The organism is Bradyrhizobium sp. 1(2017) (assembly GCF_011602485.2).
Taxonomy (GTDB): domain Bacteria; phylum Pseudomonadota; class Alphaproteobacteria; order Rhizobiales; family Xanthobacteraceae; genus Bradyrhizobium.
Map to the genome: position 1 here is coordinate 6830269 of NZ_CP050022.2, position 11632 is coordinate 6841900.

Annotated in this window: 7 protein-coding genes; 3 read left to right on the forward strand and 4 right to left on the reverse strand. The window is 62.4% G+C overall.

The window, feature by feature from the left end; genetic code table 11:
* Window positions 1–33 precede the first annotated feature (33 nt).
* Complete coding sequence (locus HAP40_RS32390) at window positions 34–1767, reverse strand: AMP-binding protein (RefSeq protein ID WP_166813624.1); 1734 nt, start codon at window positions 1765–1767, stop codon at window positions 34–36.
* Window positions 1768–1792: 25 nt separating this feature from the next.
* Window positions 1793–5140 (reverse strand): carboxyl transferase domain-containing protein, encoded by a 3348-nt coding sequence (locus tag HAP40_RS32395; protein WP_166813622.1) that lies wholly within the window; start codon window positions 5138–5140, stop codon window positions 1793–1795.
* Window positions 5141–5239: 99 nt separating this feature from the next.
* Between HAP40_RS32395 and HAP40_RS32400 the strand changes: the two genes are divergently transcribed.
* The 3 genes from HAP40_RS32400 (at window position 5240) to HAP40_RS32410 (ending at window position 8776) form a co-directional block, all read left to right on the forward strand.
* Window positions 5240–5734 carry a MarR family winged helix-turn-helix transcriptional regulator gene (locus tag HAP40_RS32400; RefSeq protein ID WP_166813620.1) on the forward strand — a complete coding sequence of 165 codons (495 nt, stop codon included), beginning with the start codon at window positions 5240–5242 and terminating at the stop codon, window positions 5732–5734.
* Between the two features lie 63 nt (window positions 5735–5797).
* Window positions 5798–7426, forward strand: coding sequence for an AMP-binding protein (locus tag HAP40_RS32405; protein ID WP_166813618.1), 1629 nt, complete (start codon window positions 5798–5800; stop codon window positions 7424–7426).
* Window positions 7427–7615: 189 nt separating this feature from the next.
* Window positions 7616–8776 (forward strand): acyl-CoA dehydrogenase family protein, encoded by a 1161-nt coding sequence (locus HAP40_RS32410; RefSeq protein WP_166813616.1) that lies wholly within the window; start codon window positions 7616–7618, stop codon window positions 8774–8776.
* A 372-nt stretch (window positions 8777–9148) separates the two neighbouring features.
* On the opposite strand, the gene HAP40_RS32415 is transcribed toward HAP40_RS32410, so the two are convergent.
* Both HAP40_RS32415 and HAP40_RS32420 read right to left on the reverse strand, forming a co-directional pair.
* Window positions 9149–10747: a B12-binding domain-containing radical SAM protein gene (locus HAP40_RS32415; RefSeq protein ID WP_166813614.1), complete on the reverse strand. Its 1599-nt coding sequence runs from the start codon at window positions 10745–10747 to the stop codon at window positions 9149–9151.
* A gap of 216 nt (window positions 10748–10963) precedes the next feature.
* Window positions 10964–11371: a Rap1a/Tai family immunity protein gene (locus HAP40_RS32420; protein WP_166813612.1), complete on the reverse strand. Its 408-nt coding sequence runs from the start codon at window positions 11369–11371 to the stop codon at window positions 10964–10966.
* Window positions 11372–11632 lie beyond the last annotated feature (261 nt).

Consider the following 11632-nt stretch of genomic DNA (forward strand, 5'->3'; position numbering starts at 1 on the left):
CGCCGTCAAGAAAGATCCAACCTGACAACTCGCTCAGCCATAAAGCTGAGCGAGTTCTTCCTTCTTGACCTTGCCGGTCGCCGTCATCGGCAACGTGTCGACGATCCGGATCTCCGGGATCTTGTAGACCGCAAGGCGCTCCCGGCAGAAGGCAGCAAGCACCTCGGCAGTCGTCGTACCCTTGCGCTCCGGCAGCACGGTAACGAAGGCGACCGGCACCTGCCCACGAGTTTCGTCCACCCGCCCGATCACACCGCTCCCCGTCACGTCCGGATGCTGGCCGAGCGCGGCCTCGATCTCCGACGGGAAGACGCTCATGCCCTTCACCTTCAGCATCTCCTTGCGCCGGCCGAGGAAATGGATAGTGCCTCGCTCCGAGATCATTCCGATATCGCCGGTCCGCAGCCAGCCGTTGACGAGGCCTTCGGCCGTTGCATCCGGCTTGTTCCAATAGCCCTTCAGGAGCGAGGGCGTACGTACGCACAACTCGCCCTCCTCGCCGAGCGGCAGCAGCCTGTCCGATCCGAATTCCATAATCTTGAAATCGGTCTGCGGCACGGGAATGCCGCAGAAGATCTGACGCTGCTTGAGATCGCGATCGTCATCCTGCCAGCCGCGATTGAAGGCGTCGTAGGAATGCGTCTCCGTCATCCCCCAGGCGGCTTCCCGCAGCGTCGTGCCCGTGAGCTTGCGCCAGCCATCGCGGAAGACCGGATTGAGCTTCTTGACGAACGAGGCCACCATCACTTCCCGCAGCGAGCTGAGGTCATAGTCGCGTGCATCGGGCCGGCTCATGATCTCGACCGCGTTGTCGACGACCATGTTCGAGACCGTCGCGCGATAGCGCTGCACGGCATACATGTAGGCCTGCGCATCCCAGCGGGCCATCAACACGCAGGTCGCGCCCGTTACCATCGGCAGGATGATGCCGAGGTCCTCGCCCGCCATCCAGAAGATCGGCCAGAAATTGATGACCACGTCTTCGGAAGTGACCGTCATGGAGACGGACCCCATGACGGCGCCCGTGAACAGCATGTCGAACTGCGAATGAACGCAGCCCTTCGGCATGCCGGTGGTGCCGCCCGTGTAATTCAGGGCCGCGATATCGTCGATGGCGACATCGACCTGCGGCGGCGCGGCGGTCTCCTTTGCGAGCGCGCCCATAAGGTCGATCGAATTGGGGATCGCAACCCGCGGCGCCGTCAGCGCGGGCGGCAGCGGCCCTTCCGGCTCGGCACCCAGCGCATCGCCAAAGCTGGTGACGACCAGATGCTCGACCCCACACTCTTGGCGGACCTCCTCGACGAGAGCGGCAAGCTGATCGTGCGCAATCACGATGCGCGCCTGCGTATCGTTGATCTCATAGGCAAGCTCAGGCCGGGTGAACATCGGGTTCACCGGCACGTGGACACAGCCGGCCTTCAGGATGCCGAAGAAGCAGACGTAGAACTGCGGGCAGTTCGGCAGGAACACCGCCACCCGGTCGCCCTTGCGCGCGCCGAGACGGTTCAGGAGGCCGGCAAACTGGTCGCTGAGACGGTCGAGCTCGGCGTAGCTCATGGCTCGGCCGTAGAAAAGCACTGCCGCCTTGTCCGGCTGCCGCCGTGCCCATTCGCGAAGGTAGTGCGTCAACGGCCGGCGCCCGAGCGGAAAGACCGGCTCCTTGGGAACGCCGCTCGGCCAGACCGCGGCCTGCAAGCTGCGAACGTGAGCCAGATAGGCTTCTTCGCTGCGGAGGTAGCCTGTGTCGGATTCGCTTTTTGTCATTGTTTCCTCCCTTGCTCGCCCGTGTTCACCACAGATCGATGCGCGTCGTTCGTCTCTCGCTGAAACGGCCCGGCTGCATCGACGCCTTGAGCCCGCGCACTATCCAGCGCCGGGTCGCGCAGGGGTCGATGACGTCGTCGACCTCGAGGAAGGTCGCGCCGCTGAGCGCCTTGTTGTCCTCGTAGGACTTGGCGACCATCTGGTCGAACCAGGCTTTTCTTGCGGCCGGATCCTCGATCGCAGCGAGCTCCTTCCGATAGGCGAGCTTCACCGCGCCTTCGAGCCCCATGGCGCCGAACTCGGCGCTGGGCCATGCCACCATGAAGAACGACATCTGGCTCGATCCGCCGGCCATCGCCAGCGCCCCGAGCCCGTAGGCCTTGCGCAGCACGACGGTGAAATACGGCACCGTTGCCCGCGATGCTGCCACGAAGACGCGCGAGACGTGCCGCACCTGGGCGCTCTTCTCGACCTCCGGCCCCACCATCATGCCTGGCGTGTCGCAGAGCGACACGATGGGAATGCCAAACCCGTCGCAGAGCTGAATGAAGCGCGCCGCCTTGTCACCGCCGTCGGCATCGATCGCACCGCCCAAGTGACGTGAATCGTTTGCGATCAGGCCAACCGGGTTGCCCTCGATGCGGGCGAGCGCCGTGATCATGCCGCGCCCGAAGGATGGGCGCAGCTCGAGCACGGAGTCTGCATCCGCGAGCGTCTCGATGATCGGCCGGACGTCGTAGGCGCGCAGCCGGTTCTCCGGCACGGCGTGGCGCAACAGGCGCTGGTCAGCGCATGACCAGTCACCGGTCCGCCCCTGGAAATAGCCGAGATACTTTTTGGCAGCGGCAACGCCCTCCGCCTCGTCCTCGACCAGCACGTCGATCACGCCGTTCGACGCCTGGACGTCGACGGGGCCGATGTCCTCGGGGCGAAACACACCGAGACCGCCCCCCTCGATCATCGCCGGGCCACCCATGCCGATATTCGAGGTGCGGTCGGCGATGATGACGTCGCAGCTGCCGAGCAGCGCGGCGTTGCCCGCGAAACACCGCCCCGAAACCACGCCCACCAGTGGCACCTTGCCGTTGATACCACCGAGCTTCGTGAACGTCGTGGTCTCGAGTCCCGCGGGCGTCGGCCATTCGTCGCCGGGCCGGCCGCCGCCACCTTCCGCAAATAACACGACGGGGAGCGACCATCTGTCAGCGAGCGTCAGCAGACGATCCTTCTTCTTGTGATTGACGACGCCCTGCGTGCCCGCGAACACCGTGTAGTCGTAGGCCATGACCGCGCAGCGCGACTGCTCGTCACCGAAAAGCTCGCCATTGACAGCGCCGACGCCGGTGATCAAGCCGTCGGCAGGACTCAAGCGGCGCAGCTCCTCCAGCGAGCGACGCTGGCGCTGCGCGGCGAGCGCGAAGCCGCCATATTCGATGAACGAGTCGGGATCGCAGAGGTCGGCGATGTTCTCGCGCGCGGTGCGCTGGTTGGTCTTGCGGCGGCGTGCGACAGCATCCGGCCGTCCCTCGTCGAGCCGCTCCGCGCGTCGCGCGAGCGCTTCGGCGAGATCACCGCGAATGTGATCGAGATCGATCGCCTCGGCCGTCTCGACGCCGGCAGCGCCGTCGTCCGAGGGGGCGATGTGCAGCAATGCCTCGCCCTCGAAAATCGTGTCACCGGGCGCGGCGAGAATGTCTTCGACCACGCCCGCGGCCGGCGCCACGATGACATGCTCCATCTTCATGGACTCGATCGCGAACACCTGCTGTCCCGCGCGCACCCGGTCACCCCGCGCCACATTGCAGGCGGCGATCGTGCCCTGCAGCGGCGCCGGCACAGCGACAAGCCCCTCGGGAACATGCGCTAACTGCGGTCCGCGCGCCGCAGCCGGTTGCAATGTCGCAATGGCGACCTTCGCATCGAAGACGCTGAGCGGATCGACGTCGCGGACATCCCTCGCCCGCCTAGCCGGCTGCTCGTCCCGTCTTGCAAAGCTGGCGGCGCCCGCAAGAATGCTTTCGAGGTGCTGCTCCAGGAATCTCGTCGAGACGCGGTCGGCCAGAAAATCCTGGTTTGCAGCGAGGGCCCTCAGCACGGAAATGTTGGTCTCGACGCCGTCGATCCGAAAATCCTCCAGCGCCCGCCGGCCGCGCCGGATGGCGTCGTCCATGCCCTCCGGCGAATAGGCAATGACCTTCGCGAGAAGGGAATCATAGCGGGGGCTGGTGCGATAGCCGACATATCCGAAGGTATCGACGCGGATTCCCGGGCCGCTCGGCAAGGTAAAGCCGGTCACGACGCCGCCGGTCGGCCGCGCGCCGCCATCGGCCGTCATCCTCTCCATGTTGACGCGGAACTGGATCGCGCCGCCGCGCGCAACAGGCGCGCTGCCGAGACCTATGTCGCGCAGCCGCAGGCCAGAGGCGACCCGGATCTGCGTCTTGACGAGGTCGATCCCGTAGATCTCCTCGGTCACCGTGTGCTCCACCTGGAGGCGCGGATTGGCCTCGATGAAGACGAAACTGCCGCCCTCCGCAGGCATCAGGAACTCGAAGGTCCCCAAGCCCCGATACGCCGCGCTGCCGGCCATGCGCACCGAGGCGTCGCAGATCGCCTCACGGACTTTGGGCGCGAGGCTCCGGCACGGCGCCATCTCGACCACTTTCTGGTGACGCCGCTGAATGGTGCAGTCGCGCTCGCCGAGGTGGACGACGCTGTGCCCGTCGCCGACGATCTGCACTTCGATATGGCGCGCGTTCGGCAAATAGCGCTCGACATAGAGTGCATCGGCGCCAAATGCCGCCTGCGCCTCGGAGCGGCAACGCTCCCAGGCGGCGGGAAGGTCGGCAGGCGACGATACCACGCGCATGCCACGGCCCCCGCCCCCGGCGACCGCCTTGATCATGATCGCGCCTCCGCTGCCGAGCTTGTCGAGGAAGGCCGCCGCTTCGGCTTCCGAAACCGGTCCGGCCGATCCCTCGAGCACGGGCACGTCGGCCTTGCGCGCATGCCGACGCGCCTCCGCCTTGTTTCCGAACAGTTCGAGCGTCTCCGCGGCCGGACCAATGAAGGTCATGCCGGCGGCCGCTACGGCGCGCGCGAAGTCCGGGTTCTCCGACAGAAATCCGTACCCGGGATGCACCGCATCGCAACCGGTCTGCCGCGCCGCCTCGACCATCGCCGCGATATCGAGATAGGCTGCGGCCCCCACGCCGGGCAATTCCCGCGTCTCGCTGCCCGCCCGCGCATGGGCGGAACCAGCATCATCAGCAGGAAACACGGTGACGACCGGGATATCGAGCTCAAACGCCGCGCGCGCGATGCGCAGCGCGATTTCTCCGCGATTCGCGATGAGCATCTTACGAAATGGCATGTCGATCCTTCCCGGCTCCGGGGCTACACCTGGGGCCGAAGGCTATGGACAACCAAATATTATGTCAATATCATTACACATCTCAGGGGGAATGCGCGAATGCCGTCGGCAACCAGGACCGGGACAAAGACCAGCCGAGAGCAGCCGGCCGGCAATTCCGCGCGTGACCACCTCAACAACAAGCTCTTCTTCAGGCTGTTTCAAGCCGCCAACATCTACGAGACCCAGGCGGTGCGTGTTCTGAATTTCTCGGCCGTAACTGGTGCAACGCTGGGCGCGCTATACCGCGATCCCAACGGCATGCTGTTCTCGGAACTCTACACCTATCTCGGCGTGAGCCGCCAGAATCTCGACGCCGTGCTGAAGGGCCTGGAAAAGAAGGGCCTCGTGGAGCGCGTCGAGGCCGAGGACGATCGCCGCAAGCGGATGGTGAGCCTGACACCCGCCGGTATCGAGGCCTGGCGAGATTTGCACGAACGCTCGCTGGAATTCTTCCGGCAAGGGACCAACGGCGTATCGGCCGCGGAAATCACCGGTTGCTTCGAAACGCTGTCGCGCATCGCGCGGGGGCTGCGCGCCATCGAGCCGGACTGAGATTCGGATCACCCAGCACGCCATGGGTACTGGGCCACGACAAGAATAAGCAGGGAGGTTTCAATGACGAGCCACAAGGTTCCCGCCGCCGAGGATTGCGTCCTCCGGTACCTGCTCGAACGCTGGGGACGCGAGACGCCGGATCAGGTCTATGCGACCTTCGACGACGGCAGCCAGCTGAAATATCGCGATCTCCTGCATCTGGCGCGACGGACCGGCAACGCGCTGCAAGCGCTGGGCGTGAAGCAGGGAGACACCGTCCTCGTCTGGCTGCCGAATGGTCCTGATTGCCTGCGCGCCTGGTTCGGCATCAACATGATCGGCGCCGTCTACGTGCCGATCAATACCGCCTATCGCGGTGGCATACTCCAGCATGTCGTCACCAACGCGGGAGCGGCGGTCGCGATCGTCCACGCCAGCCTGCTGCCGCGGCTCGGCGACATCGACAGGCGCGAGTTGCGCAAGATCGTCATTGTCGGGGGCGAGCCTGTGCCGGTCGAGGGGATCGAGGTTCTGCCGGCGAGCGCGCTCGACTCGGTATCCGCGGATGCCCCAGTGACCGAGCGCCCAATCGCACCGTGGGACACTCAGTCGATCATCTATACGTCCGGCACGACCGGCCCTTCGAAGGGCGTGCTGTCGTCCTATGCGCATCTCTATGCAATGGGACGGGGCATCTCGGCGGACAGGGACGGCATTCCCTATCTCGACGCCAGCGACACCTTCATGGTGAACCTCCCCCTCTTCCACGTCGGCGGCACCGCGCCGAGCTACGCCATGCTGATCAATGGCGGCTCGATCGCCATGGTCGATCGCTTCGACACCACTACATTCTGGTCCACGGTCGCGAATACCAACACCACGATGGTGATCCTGCTCGGCGTCATGGCAAGCTTCCTGATGAAGCGGACCGACAGCGGCGAGGAGAAGGGCAGCCCGCTCAAGAACGTCACGGTCATTCCGCTCAGCGAGGAAGGTATCGCCTTCGGCAAGCGCTACGGCATCACGACCCACACGCTCTTCAACATGTCGGAGGTCTCCTGCCCGCTGGCAGCCGAGCCGAATCCGACCGTCGCTGCTGCCTGCGGCAAGCCGCGGGCCGGCATCGAAGTGCGCCTCGTCGATGCCCATGACTGCGAGGTTGCGCCGGGCGAAATCGGCGAATTGATCATTCGATCCGACGCGCCCTGGGCCATGAACCACGGTTACAACAAGGCCCCCGAGGCGACCGCGCTCGCCTGGCGAAATGGCTGGTTTCACACCGGTGATGCCTTCCGTGTCGATCGCGACGGCAACTACTTCTTCGTCGACCGGTTCAAGGACGCCATCCGCCGGCGCGGCGAGAACATTTCCTCGTTCGAGGTCGAGCTCGAAGTGGCCGCACACCCAGCGATCCGGGAGGCCGCGGTCGTATCCGTCCCGAGCGAACATGGCGAAGATGATGTCCTCGTCGCCGTCTCCCTTGCCGAGGGACAGGCGCTCGATCCAGCGGAGCTCATCCATTTTCTCAAGCCGCGAATGGCGCATTTCATGGTTCCCCGCTACGTCCGCGTCCTAGGAGACTTGCCGAAGACGCCGACCAACAAGGTAGAAAAGTATTTGCTGCGCAGAGACGGAGTCACGCCGGACACCTTCGACCGTGATGCAGCCGGCATTCTCATCAAGAGCGAGCCGGTACGAACGCGTGGTTGAGGAGAACGCGCGATGTCGCTACCATTGCCGTCTGTTGCTCTTGTCAGATCCTCTTGTCTATATGATCAAGTCCAGTCACCGTATTTGATAGCGGCAGTCGCTTTTAGCGCACTGTGATAGAGCACGGATGACTGAAAGCCCGCCCCCAACATTCCGCCCCAGCGGAAGTCGACCGGAGTATCCGTACCAATGACTGACCGAGTCGAGATCCTTGCCGCGAAGATCGAGGCCTTCATCCGCGCGGATGTGATCCCTTACGAAAAAGATCCGCGAACTGGCCCTCATGGCCCAAGTGATGAACTGGTGCAGGAACTGCGTGCAAAGGCACGCGAGGCCGGCGTCCTGACGCCCCACATTCTGCCGGATGGATCACATCTCTCGCAAGTCGAGACGGCGAAGGCGCTGATCAAAACTGGACTCTCGCCGCTTGGACCGCTTGCGTGCAACACCATGGCGCCCGATGAGGGCAACATGTACCTGCTCGGTAAGGTGGGCAGCGCTGAGCAGAAGGCGCGCTTCCTGGATCCGTTGGTGTCGGGCAAAGCGCGCTCGGCGTTCTTTATGACCGAGCCCGCTGATGCGGGCGGTGCGGGATCGGACCCGTCGATGATGCAGACCACGTGCGGACTGGATGGCAATCACTGGGTCATCAACGGGCGGAAGAAGTTCATTACCGGAGCTGAGGGCGCCCAGGTCGGCATCGTCATGGCAAAGTCGACCGATGGCGCATGCATGTTTCTCGTCGATCTCCCAAATCCCGCGATCCGCACCATGCGCGTGCTGGATACGATCGATAGTTCGATGCCCGGCGGACATGCCGAGATCGAGATAGAGAATCTTCGCGTATCCGCCGACCAAATGCTTGGTGCGTCCGGGGATGGCTTCAAATATGCGCAGATCCGCCTCAGCCCCGCACGTTTGTCGCATTGTATGCGTTGGCTGGGTCTGGCAATCCGCGCCAACGAGATCGCCACGGACTACGCCTGCCGCCGCCACGCGTTCGGAAAACCGCTGGTCGATCATGAAGGCGTCGGTTTCATGCTGGCGGAGAATCTCATTGACCTCAAACAATCTGAACTGATGATCGACTGGTGCGCGGCTGTGCTCGACACCGGCTCGCTCGGGACGACCGAGAGTTCCATGGCGAAGGTGGCCGTGTCAGAAGCCTTGATGCGCGTTTCCGATCGATGCGTTCAGGTTATGGGCGGTACCGGCGTTTCGACCGAAACGATCGTCGAGCAGGCTTTCCGCGAGATCCGCGCCTTCCGCATCTATGATGGTCCAACCGAAGTCCATAAATGGTCGCTGGCCAAAAAGATCAAGCGCGACTGGAAAGCCCAACAACATTGAGCGGCGGGTGTCATGACGCCTGAGCCGCAAGACAAATTCAATTATCTCTCTCCGCGGCGCTGCAATGAACGAAAGGCCCGACACTTGCTGGACCTTTGAATAGACCTTGGCTCAGTGGATCTTCGCCTTTAGCTTTAGCTGTATTTGTGCGGAGAGCTACGCAATTCGCTTCTATCCTGCCTTGTGAAAGATCACCGCTTGTCGGCCAACTTCAAAGACAAATGCCCCAGATCCAGGGCCGCGATCTCGCTCTGGAAACTGGACTGAAGCGAGGGCGTAAGGACCTTCCTGCGCATACGCGGTCACTCGGTCATCGAGGGCTCTTTCTGCGAATTTCCCGATCAGTGGCTGTGGCTACACAGTCGCTTGAGGTTACACTTGACTGACTGCGGTAGCCCTTAGGGGAGGTACATCGTCCAACTCGGCAATGCGGCGGTCAATCTCGCCGATCACGCGTTCCGAGAACGGCCCGAGGTGCATGTACAACGCCATCAGCATCACGATGTAACGCAGCGCGCCTGGATTGGTCTTGGCGACTTCGACAAACGTCTTCCAGAACGGCTCACGAACTTCCGGCAGAGCCCGCATGATCTTGTGCAGGCTGTCGATGCCGCCAAGCCTCTTGCGCACATCACCATCGGGCAGATCCCGGCGCCGGTCGGATCGGTCGAGCATGGCTGCGAGACGTGACAGCCGCCCCGCATATGCCGCCGGACTGTAGACGTGTTCGAGCACGGCCTTGTAATCGGAAAGGATGTCACGAATTGGACGCTTGGTATCGAAATTGCAACCGAGCGTGCACTGATCGCCCCCCTGCTCGACGTTCATAAGGTCATGGTCGCTGTGCAAGCGGCCTTCCGAGGCCAACCGCCGTGTGAGCTGCGTGCCAGGCAGCGCATAAAGAAGTCCAACAATGGAGACTGGAATGCCCGCCTCCTCGATGAGGTTGGCCATCGCCTGTCCTATCGAGGCCTTTTCATTGTCGAACCCGACGATGAAGCCAGCGGTGACGAACATGCCGTAGCCGTAAATCTTGTGAATGCACTCGGCGATGTTGCGCTTGGTGTTCTGTTTCTTCTTCATCTGCACGAGCGTCTCGGGATCCGGGCTCTCGATGCCGACGAAGATTGCGAAGAAGTTCGCATCCTTCATTGCCTGCAACAGCTCGCTGTCGTCCGCGATGTTGATCGAGGCTTCGGTTGAGAACTCAAATGGATAGGCGTGCTCTTCCAGCCAGGCTTTGAGCCGCGGCATCAAGGTGCGGAGGTTCTTCTTGTTGCCGATGAAATTGTCGTCAACGAAATCGACATGCCCGCGATAACCGTGATCGTAGAGCGCCTGCAGCTCGGCGAGAATCTGATCGTTGGTCTTGGTACGCGGCACGCGACCATACAGCTCGATAATATCGCAGAACTCGCAGGTGAACGGACAGCCACGCGAATACTGCACCCCGATGTATAGATAGTGATCAAATTTAAGCAGATCGTAGCGAGGCATCGGGCTCAGCGTGACATCAATCTTGAATTTCTCGGCGATGAACACGCCCTTGCGTTCGCCGCTTTCCCAGGCGGCGATGAACTGCTCGATGACATGCTCGGCCTCGCCGATCACCTGAAAGTCCGCGTCCGCGTAACGATGCGGGCTGGAGGAGACGTCCGGCCCACCAACACATACTGGTTTGCCGCGCAGGTGAGCGAGATCAATCAGGTAGATGGCATCCGGCTGCTGGTTGAGCATGCCGCCGATCATCACAAGATCGGCCCAATCGAGATCCGCATCTGTCAACGCCTCGGTATTGCGGTTGACGAGCCGGATGTCCCAATGCTTCGGCAACATAGCGGCGACGGTGATCAGGCCGAGTGGCGCCGTTGGATACTTCGCGCCGACGAGTTCGCAGGCCTCAGCATAGTTCCAAAACGAATTCGGAACGAACTTCGGATAGATCATCAGGACGCGGCATGCGATTGTCATGCTGTTCCAGCCCCGGTGTTGATGGCACAATGCCCCGCTGTATATCGGGGCTCAATGGTTCGCTTCGCTCGTCGATAAGGCGTTTGAGTGCTGGTCGTGGAGGTGAGCACTGCGGTTCAGTTCGCCCACCTCGGCGGTCGTGCATTACGAATCAATCAGGCCGGACGCGAACATCGCGGACGGTAAGGCAAGCAACAGTATCTGCAGATACGCGTTCTATTTGGATTTTTTTGGGGCACGCTTTTTCGGTCCGGCTCCGGCATCGTCTCCACGGCAGGGCCAAGCATCCCTGAATGATTCAATAGCGACGGTGATCCCCGGTTCATTCACTCGATCCGGATTGTTATCAAGATACTGCAGAAAAACCTTCGCACTTTGCAGAGGGCTGCCTTGCGCGGGGGGGCATGCGCGCACGTCAGCGGGCAGATTTGGTGAAAAGAGCATCGCAGTCTCGATCATTCCCTCACATGCGCCTGCGGACCGAGCTTCGTCCTGGTTGCGAAGCGAGTTCTTGACAAGCAGCTCGCAAGACTTTTGCGCGTCGGTTCCCTTATCGACAACCGTGGCACTGGCCTTCCCGATGATCGCTAGGATAAGGCCGGCAACAATCATATGGACCCGCATCCGCGTCCCCCGAATACCGGCGCGATAGCTTGCAGGCACTGAGTATGCTGCAAGAGAGCGGCCGCCCGCGCCGTACCAGGCGGCTCAGACGGCTTAGCTCAAAACAAGCGTCTGATCCATCGCGCTCGAATACGAGCGACGTGAACTCAGCTCTTCCATTTCCACAAGGCCGAAAGATCGCTTGTCGACTTGATAACACGCAGCTTTCGCGCCGTGACCGCCACAAAGGTCGGCTACACTGCGATCATGATCGCGGATCAA

Excerpts from the sequence above, each read along its gene's own strand:
- HAP40_RS32395 (WP_166813622.1), bottom strand. The coding sequence starts at position 5,140 with ATGCCATTTCGTAAGATGCTCATCGCGAATCGCGGAGAAATCGCGCTG.
- HAP40_RS32420 (WP_166813612.1), bottom strand. The coding sequence starts at position 11,371 with ATGCGGGTCCATATGATTGTTGCCGGCCTTATCCTAGCGATCATCGGG.
- HAP40_RS32410 (WP_166813616.1), top strand. The coding sequence starts at position 7,616 with ATGACTGACCGAGTCGAGATCCTTGCCGCGAAGATCGAGGCCTTCATC.
- HAP40_RS32415 (WP_166813614.1), bottom strand. The coding sequence starts at position 10,747 with ATGACAATCGCATGCCGCGTCCTGATGATCTATCCGAAGTTCGTTCCG.
- HAP40_RS32400 (WP_166813620.1), top strand. The coding sequence starts at position 5,240 with ATGCCGTCGGCAACCAGGACCGGGACAAAGACCAGCCGAGAGCAGCCG.
- HAP40_RS32390 (WP_166813624.1), bottom strand. The coding sequence starts at position 1,767 with ATGACAAAAAGCGAATCCGACACAGGCTACCTCCGCAGCGAAGAAGCC.
- HAP40_RS32405 (WP_166813618.1), top strand. The coding sequence starts at position 5,798 with ATGACGAGCCACAAGGTTCCCGCCGCCGAGGATTGCGTCCTCCGGTAC.